13 protein-coding genes are annotated in these 17758 nt (G+C 63.7%); 3 read left to right on the top strand and 10 right to left on the bottom strand.

Going from position 1 to position 17758, the window contains the following annotated elements; translation table 11 throughout:
• Nucleotides 1-12: 12 nt before the first annotated feature.
• The 7 genes from ACVWY1_RS21195 to ACVWY1_RS21165 form a co-directional block, all read right to left on the bottom strand.
• On the bottom strand, nucleotides 13-1140 hold the full coding sequence (locus tag ACVWY1_RS21195; protein WP_198755574.1) for an acyl-CoA dehydrogenase: 1128 nt from the start codon (nucleotides 1138-1140) through the stop codon (nucleotides 13-15).
• 8 nt (nucleotides 1141-1148) lie between these two features.
• Nucleotides 1149-2342, bottom strand: coding sequence for an acetyl-CoA C-acyltransferase (locus tag ACVWY1_RS21190; protein WP_139669813.1), 1194 nt, complete (start codon nucleotides 2340-2342; stop codon nucleotides 1149-1151).
• Between the two features lie 12 nt (nucleotides 2343-2354).
• Nucleotides 2355-3122 carry an SDR family NAD(P)-dependent oxidoreductase gene (locus tag ACVWY1_RS21185; protein WP_139669811.1) on the bottom strand — a complete coding sequence of 256 codons (768 nt, stop codon included), beginning with the start codon at nucleotides 3120-3122 and terminating at the stop codon, nucleotides 2355-2357.
• Nucleotides 3123-3132: 10 nt separating this feature from the next.
• Nucleotides 3133-4779, bottom strand: a complete 1647-nt coding sequence (locus ACVWY1_RS21180) for an AMP-binding protein (protein WP_198755572.1) — start codon at nucleotides 4777-4779, stop codon at nucleotides 3133-3135.
• 92 nt (nucleotides 4780-4871) lie between these two features.
• A complete protein-coding gene (locus ACVWY1_RS21175; RefSeq protein ID WP_277505043.1) occupies nucleotides 4872-9383 on the bottom strand; it encodes an NEL-type E3 ubiquitin ligase domain-containing protein in 4512 nt (1503 codons plus the stop codon).
• Between the two features lie 105 nt (nucleotides 9384-9488).
• Entirely contained in the window at nucleotides 9489-10511 is a 1023-nt protein-coding gene (locus tag ACVWY1_RS21170; protein WP_258600285.1) for an AraC family transcriptional regulator, read from the bottom strand.
• 64 nt (nucleotides 10512-10575) lie between these two features.
• Nucleotides 10576-11439: a LysR substrate-binding domain-containing protein gene (locus tag ACVWY1_RS21165; protein ID WP_258600284.1), complete on the bottom strand. Its 864-nt coding sequence runs from the start codon at nucleotides 11437-11439 to the stop codon at nucleotides 10576-10578.
• A gap of 113 nt (nucleotides 11440-11552) precedes the next feature.
• Between ACVWY1_RS21165 and ACVWY1_RS21160 the strand changes: the two genes are divergently transcribed.
• Together ACVWY1_RS21160 and phnX are read left to right on the top strand one after the other, a co-directional pair.
• Nucleotides 11553-12659 carry a 2-aminoethylphosphonate--pyruvate transaminase gene (locus ACVWY1_RS21160; RefSeq protein WP_277505044.1) on the top strand — a complete coding sequence of 369 codons (1107 nt, stop codon included), beginning with the start codon at nucleotides 11553-11555 and terminating at the stop codon, nucleotides 12657-12659.
• Nucleotides 12660-12693: 34 nt separating this feature from the next.
• A complete protein-coding gene (gene phnX / locus ACVWY1_RS21155) occupies nucleotides 12694-13521 on the top strand; it encodes a phosphonoacetaldehyde hydrolase (protein WP_457378715.1) in 828 nt (275 codons plus the stop codon).
• Nucleotides 13522-13591: 70 nt separating this feature from the next.
• On the opposite strand, the gene ACVWY1_RS21150 is transcribed toward phnX, so the two are convergent.
• Nucleotides 13592-14152: an NADPH-dependent FMN reductase gene (locus ACVWY1_RS21150; RefSeq protein WP_110703527.1), complete on the bottom strand. Its 561-nt coding sequence runs from the start codon at nucleotides 14150-14152 to the stop codon at nucleotides 13592-13594.
• Nucleotides 14153-14310: 158 nt separating this feature from the next.
• Here ACVWY1_RS21150 and ACVWY1_RS21145 point away from each other — a divergent pair, with 158 nt between their 5' ends.
• Nucleotides 14311-14529 carry a hypothetical protein gene (locus ACVWY1_RS21145; protein ID WP_028690532.1) on the top strand — a complete coding sequence of 73 codons (219 nt, stop codon included), beginning with the start codon at nucleotides 14311-14313 and terminating at the stop codon, nucleotides 14527-14529.
• On the opposite strand, the gene ACVWY1_RS21140 is transcribed toward ACVWY1_RS21145, so the two are convergent.
• Nucleotides 14513-16753 carry an Orn/Lys/Arg family decarboxylase gene (locus ACVWY1_RS21140; protein WP_457378714.1) on the bottom strand — a complete coding sequence of 747 codons (2241 nt, stop codon included), beginning with the start codon at nucleotides 16751-16753 and terminating at the stop codon, nucleotides 14513-14515. The two genes, ACVWY1_RS21145 and ACVWY1_RS21140, sit on opposite strands and share 17 nt — an antisense overlap.
• Nucleotides 16754-16898: 145 nt before the next feature.
• Nucleotides 16899-17654, bottom strand: coding sequence for a DNA polymerase III subunit epsilon (dnaQ, locus tag ACVWY1_RS21135; RefSeq protein ID WP_139669793.1), 756 nt, complete (start codon nucleotides 17652-17654; stop codon nucleotides 16899-16901).
• Between the last annotated feature and the right edge of the window lie 104 nt (nucleotides 17655-17758).

The raw sequence follows: 17758 nt of genomic DNA, 5'->3' as shown, positions 1-17758 counted from the left end.
CAGTCTGCTCCTTCAAAGATTGCGCGCAATGACCATGCGCTGAATGTCGCTGGTGCCTTCGTAGATCTGGCAGACCCGCACGTCGCGGTAGATGCGCTCCAGCGGGAAGTCGCTCAGATAGCCATAACCGCCAAGCGTCTGCAAGGCATCCGAACAGACCTTTTCGGCCATTTCCGAGGCGAAAAGCTTGGCCATCGAGGCCTCCACCAGCGCCGGGCGCCCGGCGTCGCGCAGGGCCGCGGCGTGCAGCACCATCTGCCGGGCCACGGCGATCCTAGTCGCCATGTCGGCCAGACGGAAAGCCACCGCCTGGTGCTCGATCAATGGCTTGCCGAAAGTTTGCCGCTCATTGGCGTAGTCGCGGGCCACCTCGAAGGCGGCGCGGGCCATGCCCACCGACTGCGAGGCAATACCGATCCGCCCGCCCTCGAGGTTGGCCAGGGCGATCTTGTAACCCTGCCCTTCCTCGCCCAGGCGATTGGCCACCGGTACCCGCACGTTGTCAAAGACGATCTGGCAGGTGTCGGAGGCGTGCTGGCCGAGCTTGTCCTCGACCCGCGCCACCTGGTAACCCGGTGCATCGGTGGGCACGATGAAGGCCGTGATACCGCGTTTGCCGGCATCCGGGTCGGTGACGGCGAAGACAATCACCACCCCGGCATTCTGTCCGGAGGTGATGAACTGCTTGCTGCCATTGAGTACGTAATGGTCGCCGTCCAGGCGAGCGCGGGTCTTCAGGCTGCTGGCATCAGAGCCGGCCTGGGGCTCGGTCAGGGCGAACGCGCCGAGCATCGCGCCGCTGGCCAGCGGCGCCAGGAACTGCTGCTTCTGCGCCTCGTTGCCGAACTTTAGGATCGGCACGCAACCCACCGAATTGTGCACGCTCATGATGGTGGAGCAGGCGCCGTCACCGGCGGCGATTTCTTCCAGGGCCATGGCGTAGGCCACGTAGCCCGTGTCGCTGCCGCCGTACTGCTCTGGCACCAGCATGCCAAACAGCCCCATGCCGGCCATCTCCTCGATGGCCTCCCTGGGGAAGCGGTGATCCTTGTCCCATTGCTCGGCAAACGGCCTCAGGCGCTCCTGAGCGAAGTCACGTACCGCGTCGGCGATCTGTTGTTGCTCGTCAGTTACCAGCATGATTCACCTCAGTACAGGCATTCGACGGCCATGGCCGTCGCTTCGCCACCGCCGATGCAGATGGCCGCCACGCCACGGCGCAGGTTGTTCTGGCGCAGCGCCGACAGCAGGGTCACGAGAATGCGCGCGCCCGAGGCGCCGATCGGGTGGCCCAGGGCACAGGCGCCGCCGTGGATGTTCACTTTCTCATGGGGCAGGTCGAGATGCTTCATGGCTGCCAGGGTGACCACGGCGAAGGCCTCGTTGATCTCGAACAGGTCCACCTCGGCCAGTGTCCAGCCGGTGCGCTTGAGCAGCTTTTCGATGGCGCCGATGGGCGCGGTGGGGAACAGCGCCGGGGTGTCGGCGAAGGCCGCGTGGCCATGGATCAGCGCCAACGGCTTGAGGCCACGCTTCTCGGCCTCGGAACGGCGCATCAGCACCAGCGCCGCGGCACCGTCGGAAATGGAGCTGGAGTTGGCGGCGGTGACGGTGCCGCCTTCGCGGAAGGCCGGCTTGAGCTGAGGGATCTTGTCCAGGCGCGCCTTGGGCGGCTGCTCGTCATCCTTGATTACGCGCTTGTCCTTGCCCTCGGTGACTTCCACCGGGACGATCTCGGCAGCGAAACGGCCGCTCGTGATCGCATCCTGCGCACGGGTCAGCGAGGCGATGGCGAAGGCATCCTGGGCTTCGCGGCTGAAATCGCCTTTCTGCGCGCAGTCTTCGGCGAACGTCCCCATCAGCCGCCCTTTGTCGTAGGCGTCCTCGAGGCCGTCCATGAACATGTGGTCGATGATCTTGCCGTGGCCCATGCGGTAGCCGCCACGGGCCTTGTCCAGCAGGTATGGAGCGTTGGTCATGCTCTCCATACCACCCGCGACGATCACTTCGGCGCTGCCGGCCAGCAGTTGGTCGTGGGCCAGGATCGCCGCCTGCATGCCCGAGCCGCACATCTTGTTCAGCGTGGTGCAGGTGGTGTGCTTGCCCAGCCCGGCGCCGAGGGCCGCCTGGCGCGCCGGGGCCTGGCCCTGCCCGGCCGGCAGCACGCAGCCGAACAGCACCTCCTGGACGCTGCCGGCATCGATACCGGCGCGTTCGACAGCCGCGCGGATCGCCGCTGCGCCCAGTTGTGGTGCGGTGAGGCTCTTGAGATCGCCCTGCAGGCCCCCCATGGGCGTGCGCACGGCGCTAACGATGACAATTGGGTCGTTGACGAGGGTCATGTTCAATGCTCCTTACTTGGCAGCCATGCGCAGGGCGCCGTCAAGGCGGATTACCTCGCCGTTGAGCATGCTGTTCTCGATGATGTGGCGGGCCAGAGCTGCGTACTCCTGTGGGCGGCCCAGGCGCGGCGGGAACGGTACGCCGGCGGCCAGGGAGTCGCGAACCTCCTGGGTCATGCCGGCCATCATTGGCGTCTCGAAGATGCCAGGGGCGATGGTCATCACCCGGATCCCGAAACGCGCCAGCTCACGGGCCGCAGGGAGCGTGAGGCTGGCAATCGCGCCTTTGGATGCCGCATAGGCAGCCTGGCCAATCTGCCCGTCATAAGCGGCGATGGAGGCGGTGTTGATGATCACGCCGCGCTCCCCTCCTTCGTCAGGCTGGCCCTCGGCCATGGCTGCCGCTGCAAGGCGCAGCAAGTTGAAACTGCCGATCAGGTTGACGTTGATGACCTTGGTGAAGCTGGCCAGGCCATGCGGGCCCTGCTTGCCCAGCACCTTCTCGGCGCCGACGATACCGGCACAGTTGATCAGGCCATGAATACTGCCGAATGCACTGACAGCAGCGTCGACCGCCGCCTTTGCGGCCTGCTCGTCACTGATATCGGCAACCGCGAAACCGGCGCTGTCACCCAGTTCACGTGCCTTGGCTTCGACGGCCGCGGCATTGAGGTCGACCAGCATGACCTTGGCGCCCGCCTCGACCAGCATCTGCGCGGTGGCGGCGCCCAGCCCGGAGGCCGCGCCGCTGACGATGAAATGTTTGTGGTTGATCTGCATGTGTGGTTCCTCAGGCGCTGGCGCGTGTGGCCAGCTGCGCTTGTTGTTTGGCGATTTCCTGATTGCGCAGGATGAAACGTTGCAGCTTGCCGCTCGGCGTCTTGGGCAGCTCGCTGACGAATTCGATTTCACGCGGATAGGCGTGGGCATACAGTCGCTGGCGCACGTGCTGGCGCAAGGCATCTTCCAGCTCGGCCGTGCCTGTCACACCTTGGGCCAGGACGACGAAGGCCTTGATCAGCTCGGTGCGTTCCGGGTCGGGCTTGCCGATGACTGCCGCTTCGATCACCGTGGGGTGCTCGATCAGCGCGCTTTCCACATCAAAAGGACCGACTCGGTAACCGGAGGTGGTGATCACATCGTCGCTGCGGCCGACAAAGCTGATGCTGCCGTCGGCGTTGAGCTCGACGGTATCGCCGCTGAGGTAATACTTGCCGACGAACGATTTGGTAGGTACATCGCGATAACCGCCGAACCAGCACAAGGGTGATTGCTCACGGTCCACGGCCAGAATCCCAGGTTGTCCGACCGACAGCTCCGCGCCCTGCTCATCGAGCACGACGATACGGTGGCCTGGAATGGCGAAACCGGCAGACCCCAGGTGTACCGGGTGCTTCAAGCCATGGTGGTTACACAGCACCATCCCCAGTTCGGTCTGGCCATAGTGATCGTGGATGGTCACTCCCAGTTCGTCGGCAAACCAGCGTATGACCTCTGGATTGAGCGGCTCGCCAGCACTGCTGACAACCCGCAGGCGGCCCTGGATTGGCGCGGAAAACGCTCGGCCCGCAGCGATCAGCAGTCGATAAGCCGTTGGCGAACCGGCCAGGTTGTTGATGCCCAGTTTGTTGATGATGTGCGCGCAGCTCTCGACGCTGAACGGGCCATCGTAGAAGGTCGTGGCATGGCCCAGCGACAAGGGGCCGGTAACTGCGTAATAGAGGCCATACGCCCAACCCGGATCGGCCAGGTTCCAGAAGTTGTCTTCCGGGCGCAGGTCGATGGCATCACGCATGTAGCCCTGGAAGGCGACGATGGCGCGCAGCGGCACCTCCAGGGGTTTGGCCGGGCCGGTGGTACCCGAGGTGAACATCAGCAGGAAAGGGTCGTCACCCGTGCGCATGACAGGTTCACAGTCGCCCGCGACGCTTTCGAGGCTGGCATGGAAATCCAGTTCGCCAGCGCGTGCCTTAACGGTGATGATCTTCGGGCAATCACTCACACTATCGAGCTTGGCACGGTTCTGCTGGTCGGTCACCACCACGCGTGCTGCGGACTGCTCCAGGCGATGTTCGATGGCCTTCGGCCCGAAGGCAGTGAACAACGGCTGGTAGACCGCACCCAGGCGCCAGGTGGCGAGGATGGTCACCAGCAACTCGGGGATGCGTGGCATCAAGCCGGCGACACGGTCGCCCGCGCCCACCCCCTGGGCTTTCAGCACGTTGGCAAAGCGGGCCACCCAGGGCGCCAACTCGTCGAAGGTGTACCGCTTGCTGTCGCCATCCCGGCCTTCCCACAGCAGCGCCGGCTTGCCGCTGCCGACATGGCGGTCACAGCATTCGACGCAGGCATTGAGGGCCGTCAGTTGCCCGTGCAGTGCTGCGCGGGCAGCCTGGGCATGGTCAAACGAACGGGCGGCATCGGCGTAATCACGCATCGTCAGACTCCTGGTTGTTAGTTATTGTTGGAGTGCACCATTGGTCTGACGATGTTGTCGCTAGAGGCCCTGACGAGCAATGGCCAAAGCTGTCAATCTGGATGACCGGTTTGGTCGCCAGGTGGCAGGACTGAATCCGCGTCGGGCCTCAGCAAAGGTGTTGTCAAGAAGATGACCAGACGGTTTTTCAGGTAATCAAGCTTTTCGGCCACCTCAGCGGTTTGCTCCAGATACTGCTGGCTGGTCATCTCGGACTGCCGGTCATATAGCTGGTCCAGACTGTCCTGGGATTGCTCGAGGATGGGCGCGAACGCTTCCGCCTGTTGCGTTTCCAGCCATTGGCTCCAGAATTTCTGCTGGCTCAAGAAAGCGGCTTTTGCTTCGACGGTGGCCGCATCCCTTACAAAGACCCGTGCGGCCGCCAGGTCCGCCTCGCTGACGTTGGCTATCGCGCCAAACAACATCGAGTGCGGCTGGCTTGGCAGCTTCATCTCTTCGGCCAACGCCAAGCGAAAATAAAGGCTGACCTCGACGGCATCAAGATGCGGAGTGCTCAGCGTCTTCTCAGCGATGTACCTGCCGATATGTTCCTTCAGCAGCGTGAGGCGGAACAAACCCTGCCCCAGGTCGAGCAGTGCCTGTTGCTGCTCGGCCACTGCTGTCGAGCGCTTTGCGTTGTTCACCAATGCGAGCAGATGCAGCTCGCTGAAGCGATCGGCGACATCATCTGCACAGGTAACGTTGCCAACCGCATGGGCGTGGACGTCGTCTGCCAGCGCCGTGTCAGTATCCATGGCGTCAAGCAGCGTCCACACTCGAGCATCCAGCACACGGTGGTAGGCCTGATTGCGATAGTCGCTGCTTTGCTGCAGCCGGCGCAGGATCGTTTCCAGTTCGCGGCTTCTTGGGTCAGCGAACAATCGATCCCAGGTCGCCCCACGCGCTTGCGCCTGCTCTCCGACCACCCAGACTGCCCTGGCAGCCAGCAGCTCAGGGGCGGGTTGTGGGGCTGGCGGATGGACAGGTGCAGGGCGCGCATACAGGCGCTCCAGTTGCACCTGATCAATGGCGTTTCGACCCAGTAGAATCGAAGTACGATAGTTATACGGCATTGCCTGGATGGTGGCGGGTACGTTGACCAGGTTATTGGAACTCAGGTCGATCCAGCGCAGCAGTTGACACCGTTCCAACCCTGCAGGCCATTGCGTCAATCCGCACAGCCTCAGGCTCAAGCGCCTCAGGCCTGAAGCCCAATCGCCCAGGTACAGACTGCGAATCGACGGATTGAAACTGAGGTCCAGCTCCCGCAGGCGAGTCAGTGAACTCAGCGCCTCGGATACGCGCTCGCCGTTGCGAATACCGTTGTACGAAAGGTCCAGTCTTTCAAGAAATCGCAGGTACCGAATGCCGACCGGCAATGCTTCCAGACGGTTGCGCGCCATGCTCAGACGGCGAACATGCCCGAAGCAACTGAAGAAGGCATCTGGAACCATCTGCAGGGGCGTATTGACCATTGCCAGGGAGGTGACGTGATGGAAGTCGATCGCGTCCTCCAGTAGAGGCAGGCTGCTCACACGATGGCCGCTCAGGTCCAGAACAAAGCCGCGCACGGCATTTTCATGGACATCGACCGGTAATTGCCGGCGCCAGGCTTGTAGCAACCTTCGGCCAAGCATGCGACGCGCTGCCCGTTCTCCTCCTGACCCAGCAGAAATCCATGTTTCCAGGTAATGGTCGAGCATATGGTAGTTCTGCTCTTCCAGAATCAGCGCGGCGTAGGGGTTGGCAGCGTCCAGAATGCGAAACAGATGCTCATCGATCTGCCTGGGCGTATCACCCTGATAGAGCCTGACCAATCGCCGCCGAACCCGCCACCCAGGCCCCCGCACTTGAGATACGCTGCCGCCCAGCGAATACCCTACACGGCCGTCTCCCAAGCGCTGCCCCGGATTGAACCAGCCCTGCTGTTCCCGCCAGGCCAGTTGTTTCACCAGCTTCTGCCGACCTATGGGCAGCAGATTGACGACCTGTCGCCGTAGCTCGCCAGCCGGGTGCTCGCTGCCTAGGCCAAGGGCGGCTTTCTGCTCTGCTGTCAGTACTGTGACTAGGGCCTGGAAGAGGTCATCAGGGGCGCAGCTCTGCTCTGGCAACTCAAGGCCTTGAGCGTCATACAGCACGAACGCGCCCGCATGCCGCACCAGGGTTATCTGATCGGCTTCCGGAGCCTGCACGTTGATAACTGCCAGCCGGCGCCCCTCCGCAGAACCGAGGCGCAACTCCACGCGCCGCGAGAAAGACCAATGGCCAAGCCTCGACAACAATCCCAGCGCCAACTCATCACCGACATCACTGTAGGCGTTGCGCAGCATCACGCCCTGCACGGCTTGATTCAGCCTGGCAAGCTGAAGCAGGGAGCGCGCTCTGGTGGCGACAGGCAACGGCAGGCGCTGCAGCAACTCGACCTCTTCTCGCTCGTCGCCGCTGACCTGACAGGCCAATTCGATGGCGTAATCGGTGGGCAGGCCTGGGAAATCCCGTCGGAGTACTTGAACAACAGGATCAGAACCTGGCTCGACGGCTGTCAGGTAATCGAACAGGCCATGACGTAGCTCGATCTGTTGGTCGAGGATAGCTCCAGGTCGTTCGGCGGCCGTCAGCCCAGCTAAACCGGGGTGCTTCTCGCACCATTCAAGCAGCGCTGGGTCATCGTGCACAGACTCACCGCAGGCCAGCGACTCGAAGAAACGCTCGATCTTTTCATCGGCCTCGAAACGGCGCAGCGTATCGCGCAGGTTGGCCGGCAAAGGGCGGTTCTCCACCAGAATCCCTCGCAGTTCATCCACATCGCTGCAAGCCGCCTGCAGGACCTGCTTGGCGCGTTGCGGGTCGAGCGGACGTTGCTGTGGCCAGAGACGGCCAAGCATCTGCCGTGCATCCTTCCAGTCCATGGGCGAGTCGTCAGGTAGCAGCCACAGGCGCTCAGCGTTGTGCTGCAACACCGGCCCGTAAGCCTGTGGCCGATCCGGATGGAGCAACCGCCAGGCCCCGTTCTCACTCGGCTGATGAACCTCGTAATAATGCTCCTCAACCCTCAGCCAACGGCGGCTGCCTTGGAAATACAAGCCATCTGCGCCCAGGGTCGCGTCATCCGGCAACTCGCGCGCGTAGATACTCAGGTCGCCGTTCCACAGCCCTTGGCTGTCATCGTCCAACGCAACCACTTCCAGGCCCTCGACCAGCGCCCTGTCGACCAAACGGCCCACAGCGGCGCCTGCAACCAGACCAACAGACGTGGCGGCAACAACCTGCGCCACGTTCAGTGCATGCTGCAATGCTTCGTGATCATGCCCTTTGGCCCAATTTGTAACGCCCTCGAACACCTGGGCGCAAACATCCTTCAGCAACGCCCCCAACAGCACGGCCCCTACCACCGGAATGAAGAACCCGGCCAGCCCGATCAGCTCCCAGCCAAGCGACTTCCAATCCTCCAGGCGTTTACGGCTGGCCTCGGCATCAGCGTCTGCGGTAGGTACAAGCAGCGCTTTGGCATCCGCGCGCACGCGCTCGACCTGCTCATCCACCCAGCGTGTGAAGACTGTGCCATGACCGGTCATGCCATCTAGCTGCAGGTCAGGCGCTGCATCCATCAAGCGCAACTGCAACTGCCGGAAGAACGCGCTGCGTGCATCCAGCGCGATCAATTGCAGGAGTTCGCGCAGATAACCCTGGCGCCGTAGGTGAGAGACCATTTCAACTTGCAAGTCCTGCGTGGAGCTGTGCCAGCGCAGTGGATTGTCGGCATCGCCAGGCATGTAGGTCACGACACCTGCATTATCGCCATCGACAGTTTTCAACTGGATGATCAATGCCTCATGGACCAGCACCCCCAGCATGGACATCAGCCCTGGATACGCCGTGAGCCTGGGCTCGGTACTCGTGCCGTTCGGGCTTTCAGCGTAGTGCTCCAGTGCGGCGCTCACATCGCTGTCGATCTTGCCCTTGAGAAATGCGACATGCACGGCCAGCTTGAAGCCCGCAAGCTTGTCCGCGACCAGCAGCGCCTTGTTCTGGGTGAGATGTTGATCAAGCAGTGCCTGGTACTGCTTTCCCGCATCCAGTTGGCGGCACGTTTCGATCAATTGCGCCGTGTTGCCAATGACCTGATCATCGCCAACCTGAACAACCAAGCCACTGCCGCTCAGAGGGGTGGCACTATCGGCAAAATTCTGCGCCAGGCGCGACAGCGCTGGCTGAACTTCAAAAGAATCTTCGAAATGGGGAACCGAATGCCCCACCTCTTCACGCATCTTTCTTCGCCACTGCAAACTGGTCAGTGTTTGCCCATTCGGCAGCATGCCTGCCAGGGCTTCGGAGAATCTGCTCTCGGCGAACACATGCAGCGGTACGACTGCGTTGGTCGCGCTGGCCACGGCTATCTGGCTGGCTCTATGGCTGGCGATCAATACCCGCAACGTGTAGATGTTGGCTGCAGAGGTACCTGAGATCCATCGAGGGAGCGATTGGGTGAAAGCGGCAGCAGCCGTTTGCATATCCTTGGCAGAGACGCCGTTGCGGGTACTGGGTACAGTCGGAAATGTTCGCATGAAGAGCCCTCTGTGCTGATGAGAGGGCACAATCTTTCACTCATTGCGGCGAAGCTTCAGAGGGAAGCGAAACAGCTGCCACGGCGATTCGGGAGCTGCGGTCGCTCAGCAGTGAGCATCGCGCGCCTGGACCAGCGCACGGTAATGGCCGGGGTTGCAGCCGAACCATTTGCGAAAGGCCTTGTAAAACGAACTGCTGTCGGCAAACCCCAAACGCTCGGCGATGTCCGCCATGGCGGGTTCAGCCTCGCTGAGCCAGGCAATCGCCAATTCACGTCGCACGCTGTCTTTGAGGCCTTGGTAGGTCTGCCCCTCCTCGGCCAGGCGCCGACGCAGGGTGGAAGGCGACAGACACAGCTGCCGCGCCAGGGCGTCGGCGTCAGGCCACTGATTGGGGTGTCGATGCAACAGGTCGTTGCGTATACGCCGCCCCAGGCTGGCAGGATCGCGATACTTGACCAGAATGTTGCCGGGCGCTTCGGCCAGGAAGCGTTGCAGTTCCTGCGGCGTACGCTTGAGTGGCAGGTCAAGGCTGTCGGCGGCAATGATCATCCGCGTACGCGGCCGGTCGAATTGCAAGCTTTCCGAGAACATGACCCGGTAGTCATCGCAGAATGAAGGCTCGCCGCAGCGCAGGTCGATGGCCAGGATCGGGATGCGCCGGCCGGCCAACCAGCAGGCGACGCCGTGCACGATCATCCAGAAGGTGAAATAGGTGAAGGCTCGGCGGGACGCTTCGCGGGGTTCGTTGATGACGATTTCGGCGAGGCTCTGCTGGCGTATCAGGGTGGGATGCAGGTCCTCGAGCATCAACGAGAGAAAACCCAGCGCGACGTCCAGCCCCTCACCGAGGGTCGGCTGAGCCATGGCTGCGCGGGTCATGAAGGCCAGGCTACCGACGGGCAGGCCACGTGGGTCCATGGCAAAGAATTCATCGTTGCAGCGCCGCGCCAGCAGCCGCCAAAGCTGCGCGTAGGCATCGGCACTCACCCGCGCCTCTGGCAGCTCAAGCTGCGCCGGGTCGATACCGGCACGCCGCAGTACACCGACATCGGGTTGCCCTGCCGGGCAGGTCTGCAACAGGGCTTCGCGCACCAGCTGCATGGAAATGGTGTCCTTCTCGCTCATCGACAATCCAGTCTGCGCTGTGGTGGCCATCTTAAGCCGCCATGGAGAAAACGTCAGCCGCCAATCACTGGCCGGCGGCCAGGCCCAGGAATGCCTGGATCAGGCGCAGCTCGCGGCGGCGCTCCAGGCAACCGACCATGTGCTGGTTGACCAACCCCTGGCCGGCCAGGGGGCGGGCCACCACCCGGGGGTCATGAGCCACCTCGGTGGAGGACACCACGCCGATGCCCAGCTCCGCCGCCACCGCCTCGGTGACCGCCTCGCGGCTGTCCAGCTCCAGCAACACCCGGGGTTGCACGCCTGCGTCGGCACAGGCCTTGTCGAAGGTGCGCCGAGTGGTCGAGCTTGGCTCGCGCAGCACCATGATCTGCCTGTCCAGCACGGCCAGGGGCAAGTCGCCGTCGCTGCTCGCCCAGGCGTGCCCCACCGGCAGCAACGCGCACAGTTGCGACTCGCACAGGCCCTGCAGGTGCAGGCCCTTGCGTGGCTCGATCTCCGTCAGCACGGCCACGTCGGCATGCTCCGACAGCAGCGCGGCCAAGGTTTCCTGGGCGTTGCCCAGGCGCAGGTTGACGGTGATACCGGGGTAGCGCTCGCGCAATTGCGCCAGCATCGGCATCACCCGGTGCGGCCCGTCCGCCGCCACCTCGAGGCGCCCGGTGAGCAACTGCCGGTTGGCCTCGAGCATGGCCTGGGCCTCTTCGGCCAGGCCGAACATGGCCCGGGTGATGGCCGCCAGGCGCGTGCCCTCCTCGGTCAGCTCGACCCGCCGTGCGGTTCGCCGCAGCAACGTGATCTGGTAATGCTCCTCCAGCGCCTTTACATGCCCGGTCACCGCCGGCTGGCTGATGAACAGGCGCTCGGCGGCACGGGTGAAGCTGCCCTCGCGGGCGACGGCATCGAAGGCACGGAGCTGGAACAGGTTCATATCTATCGGCCTGACTTATGGCTGGCATATCTACAAACAATTTGATTGATGACACGGTGAATTGCAACCTAGCCCCACTAGCTTCCAGCCCACCGCAAGTGAGGAACCACGGAATGAGCAACGCCCCGATCCTGCTGACCCCCGGTCCACTGACAACCTCGATCCGCACCCGCCAGGCCATGCTCGTGGACTGGGGCTCGTGGGACCGCGACTTCAACCAACTGACCGCCAGCGTGTGCGAGCAGCTGCTGGCCATCCTCGACGGCAGCGCCAGCCATCACTGCGTGCCCCTGCAAGGCAGCGGCACCTTCGCGGTCGAGGCCGCCATCGGCACCCTGGTACCCCGGGACGGCAAGGTACTGGTGCTGATCAACGGCGCCTACGGCCAACGCCTGGCCAAGATCTGCAAGGTACTGGGCCGCGCGTACAGCACCTTCGAGACCGCCGAAGACCAGCCAACCACCGCCGCGGACGTCGACCGCCTGCTGGCCGCCGACCCCGCCGTGACCCACGTGGCACTGATCCACTGCGAGACCAGCACCGGCATCCTCAACCCGCTGCCAGAGATCGCCCAGGTGATCAAGCGTCATGGCAAACGCCTGATCATCGACGCGATGAGTTCGTTCGGCGCACTGCCAATCGACGCCCGCAAGATTCCCTTCGAAGCGCTGATCGCCGCCTCCGGCAAGTGCCTGGAAGGCGTACCCGGCATGGGCTTCGTCTTCGCTGAAAAAACCGCCCTGGCCGCCGCCGAAGGCAATGCCCACTCCCTGGCCATGGACCTGCAAGACCAGCACGCCTACATGACCAAGACCGGCCAGTGGCGCTTTACCCCGCCGACCCACGTGGTCGCCGCCCTGCACGAAGCGCTGCAGCAATACAACGAAGAGGGTGGCCTGCCCGCCCGCCACCAGCGCTACGCCGACAACTGCCAGACCCTGCTCGACGGCATGGCAAAAATCGGCCTGCAGAGTTTCCTGCCCGCCGAAATCCAGGCACCGATCATCGTCACCTTCCACGCGCCGAAAGACCCGCGTTACCAGTTCAAGGATTTCTACGAGCGCGTCAAGGCCAAGGGCTTCATCCTCTACCCCGGCAAGCTGACCCAGGTCGAGACCTTCCGCGTCGGCTGCATCGGCGTGGTCGGTGCCGAGGGCATGCTGGCCGCCGTGAACGCCGTGGCCGAAGTGCTGCGGGAAATGGAAGTACTGGACATCTGACCCTCTGCCCACCCAATTCAAGGAAAACGCGCACATGAACTACAGCAACCCCACCCAGCTGCAAGCCGCCATCCTCGACTGGGCCGGCACCGTGGTCGATTTCGGCTCGTTCGCTCCGACGCAGATCTTCGTCGAAGCCTTCGCCGAGTTCGACGTACAGGTCTCCATCGAAGAGGCCCGTGGCCCGATGGGCATGGGCAAGTGGGACCACATCCGCACCCTGTGCGACGTGCCGGAGATCGCTGAGCGCTACCGCAAGGTGTTCGGCCGCACGCCGACCGATGACGATGTGACCGCCATCTACGAGCGCTTCATGCCGCTGCAGATTGAGAAGATCGCCGTGCATTCGGCGCTGATCCCCGGCGCCCTGGATACCCTGACCGGGCTGCGCAAGGACGGCCTGAAAATCGGCTCATGCTCGGGCTACCCGAAGGTGGTGATGGACAAGGTGGTCGAGCTGGCAGCGCAGAACGGCTATGTGGCCGATCACGTGGTGGCCACCGACGAGACACCGAACGGTCGCCCGTGGCCCGCCCAGGCGCTGGCCAACGTGATTGCCCTGGGCATCGACGATGTGGCCGCCTGCGTGAAGGTCGACGACACCGTACCGGGGATTCTCGAAGGCCGCCGCGCCGGGATGTGGACCGTGGCACTGGTGTGTTCGGGCAATGCCCTGGGGCTGACCTGGGAAGGTTACCAGGCCCTGAGCGCGGAAAAGCTGGAGAGCGAGCGCAAGCGCATTCACGCGATGTTTGCAGGGTCGCGCCCGCACTACCTGATCGACACCATCAACGAGCTGCCTGAGGTAATCGCCGATATCAACCGGCGGTTGGCCACGGGGGAGATGCCGCAGGCTTGCTGATCGTCCGCGTGATGGCCATCGCCGGCAAGCCGGCTCCCACAGGAGCCGGCTTGCCGGCGATGAGGCATCTTCAGACCGCCCGGTTAAGCTTCACCCACGAGGCAAACTTGTCGATGAACCCCTGCAGGAACGGCCGGGTCTTGTCGCTCAACTTGCCACTGTCATCGAACAACGTTGCCGCCCCACCGAGGTAAGCCTCGGGCATCTGCATGCACGGCATATCGAGGAACACCAGCGACTGGCGCACCGCATGATTGGCACCAAACCCGCCGATCGCCCCCGGCGACACGCTGGCCACCGCCGCCGGCTTGCCAGCCCACACGCTCTGCCCATAGGGACGCGATCCTACATCAATGGCATTTTTCAACCCCCCCGGCACCGAACGGTTGTATTCCGGCGTGACGAACAGCACCGCGTCGCTGCGGCGGATCTCGTCGCGGAAATGTTTCCACGCCTCAGGGGCGCCCTCGGCCTCGACATCTTCGTTGTACAACGGCAGGTCGCCGATCTCGACGATTCGCAGGGCAAGGCTGGACGGCGCCAGCTCAGACAGCGCGCGGGCCACCTTGCGGTTGTAGGAGTCCTTGCGCAAGCTGCCGACGACGACCGCTACCGAATAGACCTGGCTCATGGCGTTTTGCAACCTCTGCTCTGGGAATGGGACCAGTTAGTTATAGATGACCGTTCCTCGGCTTCGCGGTTTTTTTCCATTCGGCTGAAAACTTCCCGGGCGATTCACTGGTCTATGCCTACAGACATTTCCTACACGATTCAGAGGTTTCCACCTAAATGGCAGCAGTAATGGTCGGCCAGTTCCACGCCCGCGACGCCGAAGGCCGTATCTACCCGGTCCACGAGTTCCAGGAGTCAACCCTCCAGGCCGACGGCAGCACCCTCGGCGCGCCGGTTACCAGCTATCGCCTGGCTATCGGCGACCGCGTCAATCACCTGGGCGACGACCGTTTCGAGCTGGCCCAGACCGGCGTCGAGATCATTCGCATTCCTTGACGCAGTCCACCGTATACAGCTGCCCTTCCCGCTGCAGGCCGTGCACGTCGGCGACGAAGCCTGGGAAACCCTGGTCGAAGGCCCGGGCGCAGTCCAGGTAGACCAGGATCGATCGGGTCGCCTCGGTGAAGCGCTCGCCCGGCATGATCAACGGGATTCCCGGGGGATAGGGCACCAGCATCACCGCCGCGACCCGGCCCAGCAGATGCTCGATAGGCACCGCCTCCACCTCCCCGCGCACCATCCGGTCATAGGCCCCGGCCGGAGTCATCGCCACCTCGGGCAAACGGGTGAACAGCTGCTTGAGCTGCCTGGATGTGGCATTGCCACGGTAGAAACCGTGCAGTTGCTGGCACAGGTCGCGCAGCCCCAGCCCCTGGTAGCGTGACGGCTGCTCCACCATCACGCTGGGCAGGCAGTCGGCCAGGGCGGTATTGGCGTCGTAGTGGCGCTTGAATTCCAGCAGCTCGGTGAGCAGCGTGCTCCACTTGCCCTTGGTGATCCCCATCGAGAACAGCACCAGGAAGCTGTACAGGCCGGTCTTTTCCACCACCAGCCCGCGCTCCCAGAGAAACTTGCCCACCACTGCCGCGGGAATTCCATGGCCCTCCGCTGCGCCAGCGGCGCCCGGCATCACCAGGGTGACCTTGAGCGGGTCGAGCAAGACATAGTCGTCGCCCAACCCGCCAAAGCCATGCCACTCCGCCCCCGGTTGCAGCAGCCAATCCGCCGCCTGCAGCTCACCGGCCTGCACCGTCGGCGGCTGCCAGATGCTGAACCACCAGTCATCGGCGGCGAGGTGCTCGCGCAGGTTGGCCAGCGCCCGGCGAAAGCTCAGGGCCTCGTCGAACATCTCCTGCAGCAGCGAACGCCCCGCCGGGCCTTCCATCATCGCCGAGGCCACGTCCAGCGAAGCGAGAATGCTGTATTGCGGCGAGGTGGAGATATGCATCATGAACGCTTCGTTGAAACGGTCACGGTCCAACTGGCGGCTGGCACCGTCCTGCACATGGATCATCGAGGCCTGGCTGAAGGCCGCCAGCAGCTTGTGGGTAGAATGGGTGCTGAATAGCAGCGGCCCATCGTCGGCACGCGGCGTGCCCATGGCGAAACGGCCGGCGAAGAATTCATGGAAGGCAGCGTAGGCGAACCAGGCCTCGTCGAAGTGCAGCACCTCGACGCTGGCACCCAGGGCCTGCTTGATCATCCCGGCGTGGTAGCACAAGCCGTCGTAGGTAGAGTTGGTGACCACGGCCAGCTTGATCTTCGCAGGCTTTCCCTGGGCCAGCGGGTGGGCCTGGATCTTTGCCTGGATCGACACCTGGCTGAACTCATCAAGAGGTATGGGTCCGATGATGCCCAGCTCGTTGCGTTCCGGGCACAGGTAGATAGGAATGGCGCCAGTCATGATGATCGCGTGCACCACCGACTTGTGGCAGTTGCGGTCCACGAGCACCAAGTCACCGCGCCCGACCATGGCGTGCCAGACGATCTTGTTGGCGGTGGAGGTGCCATTGATGACGAAGAAGGTATGGTCGGCGCCGAAGTTGCGTGCCGCCCGCGCCTCGGCGGCGGCCAGCGGGCCAGTGTGGTCGAGCAGCGAGCCCAGTTCCGGCACCGAGACCGACAGGTCCGAGCGCAGGGTGTTTTCACCGAAGAACTGATGGAAGGCCTGCCCCACCGGGCTCTTGCGGTAAGCCACGCCACCGCCGTGGCCCGGTGTGTGCCAGGAGTAATTGGATTGTGCGGTGTGCTGCACCAGGGCCTTGAAGAAAGGCGGCAGCAGGCCGTCGAGGTAGTTATGCGCGGCCCGCGCCACCTGGCGGGCGAGAAACGGCACGGTGTCTTCGAACAGATAGAGAATGCCGCGCAGCTGGTTCAGTTCACCCATGGCCTCGGCCGGGGCATTCTCCAGGGTGACCTGCTCGCCCAGGGCGAAGATCGGCAGGTTGGGCGCCCTCAGCCGCGCCAGGCGGATCAGCTCGGCCATGTTGTGCAGCAGCCGGCTGTTGTCGCCGACGCCCTCGGCGGCGATCAGCATGCAGGCCAGGCCATGATGAGTGGCAGCCACCAGCCGCGCTTCGGCCTGGTCGGCGGCGGCGAGGATGGCAAAGCCGTCACGCACCAGTTCATCGGCAATGCCGCGCACCCGCTCGCCAGCGACGCTGTCGGCCTTGATGGCCCGGTGGACGATGAGGATCGGGAACTGCAGGTCCTTGTACATCGGGCGGCTACCTCTGCGGGTAATTTCCCTCAGGGTAGTCGAGTGTGATGCTGTCATCGCCAGGCCGGCTCTCACAAGGTGCAACGCAGAATGCGGTCCCTGTGGGAGCTGGCTGGCCAGCGATGGGGCCGGGCCGGCCTTCGAGTCAGCTGGCCGCTGGCTCGGTCAATGCCTGCCACATCGACGGCCCACCCGCCGACTTGGCGATGGCCGCCAGCCGCTCGGCATGGGCCTCGAGCTCTTCCTCGTTGGCCATGATCACCCGCCCCGGCGCACGCCCGACGATACGGCGGATTTCACTGCCGGTGCCGCCCTGCCCATCCTCGTCGCCCGCCCCTTCGCCCGCGAGCGACAAGCTGGTCTGGCCACCGGTCATCGCCAGGTAGACGTCTGCCAGCAGTTCCGAGTCGAGCAGTGCGCCGTGCAGCTCACGGCCGGAGTTGTCGATGCCGTAGCGTTTGCACAGGGCATCGAGGCTGTTGCGCTGCCCCGGGTGGCGCGAGCGCGCCATCATCAGGGTGTCGAGGATCGGGCAATGCTGCGAGATATCGGCACGATCCTGCTGGCCGATCAGGGCGAACTCGTTGTTGATGAAGCCGACGTCGAACGCCGCGTTGTGGATGACCAGGGTGGCGCCCTGGATGAACTCGAAGAACTCCTCGGCCACATCGCCGAAACGCGGTTTGCCGACCAGGAAAGCATCGGTGATGCCGTGGACGTTTATCGCGCCCTCGTCACTCTCGCGGTCGGGCTGCAGGTAGACATGGAAGTGCCGCCCGGTCAAGCGCCGGCCCACGACCTCGACGCAACCGATCTCGATGATGCGGTGGCCTTCGGCCACCGGCATGCCGGTGGTCTCGGTGTCGAGGATGACGAACCGTTTGTCTTGCTGCTGCTCCACGCGGGGACTCCAACTGGCGGTGCTTGAATTCGGGGTGGGAGTATAACGAAATCGGGGCCGCTTTGCGGCCCATCGCGGCTGAAGCCGCTCCTACAGAAAGCGCG

Source organism: Pseudomonas sp. TE6288, assembly GCF_054062095.1.
Note: the sequence above shows the minus strand (reverse complement) of the source record. Positions and strands in the feature narration are given on the sequence as shown.

Bases quoted from the DNA above. Each gene is read 5' to 3' on its own strand.
- ACVWY1_RS21195 (WP_198755574.1), bottom strand. From the start codon at position 1,140: ATGCTGGTAACTGACGAGCAACAACAGATCGCCGACGCGGTACGTGAC.
- ACVWY1_RS21190 (WP_139669813.1), bottom strand. From the start codon at position 2,342: ATGACCCTCGTCAACGACCCAATTGTCATCGTTAGCGCCGTGCGCACG.
- ACVWY1_RS21185 (WP_139669811.1), bottom strand. From the start codon at position 3,122: ATGCAGATCAACCACAAACATTTCATCGTCAGCGGCGCGGCCTCCGGG.
- ACVWY1_RS21180 (WP_198755572.1), bottom strand. From the start codon at position 4,779: ATGCGTGATTACGCCGATGCCGCCCGTTCGTTTGACCATGCCCAGGCT.
- ACVWY1_RS21175 (WP_277505043.1), bottom strand. From the start codon at position 9,383: ATGCGAACATTTCCGACTGTACCCAGTACCCGCAACGGCGTCTCTGCC.
- ACVWY1_RS21170 (WP_258600285.1), bottom strand. From the start codon at position 10,511: ATGAGCGAGAAGGACACCATTTCCATGCAGCTGGTGCGCGAAGCCCTG.
- ACVWY1_RS21165 (WP_258600284.1), bottom strand. From the start codon at position 11,439: ATGAACCTGTTCCAGCTCCGTGCCTTCGATGCCGTCGCCCGCGAGGGC.
- ACVWY1_RS21160 (WP_277505044.1), top strand. From the start codon at position 11,553: ATGAGCAACGCCCCGATCCTGCTGACCCCCGGTCCACTGACAACCTCG.
- phnX (WP_457378715.1), top strand. From the start codon at position 12,694: ATGAACTACAGCAACCCCACCCAGCTGCAAGCCGCCATCCTCGACTGG.
- ACVWY1_RS21150 (WP_110703527.1), bottom strand. From the start codon at position 14,152: ATGAGCCAGGTCTATTCGGTAGCGGTCGTCGTCGGCAGCTTGCGCAAG.
- ACVWY1_RS21145 (WP_028690532.1), top strand. From the start codon at position 14,311: ATGGCAGCAGTAATGGTCGGCCAGTTCCACGCCCGCGACGCCGAAGGC.
- ACVWY1_RS21140 (WP_457378714.1), bottom strand. From the start codon at position 16,753: ATGTACAAGGACCTGCAGTTCCCGATCCTCATCGTCCACCGGGCCATC.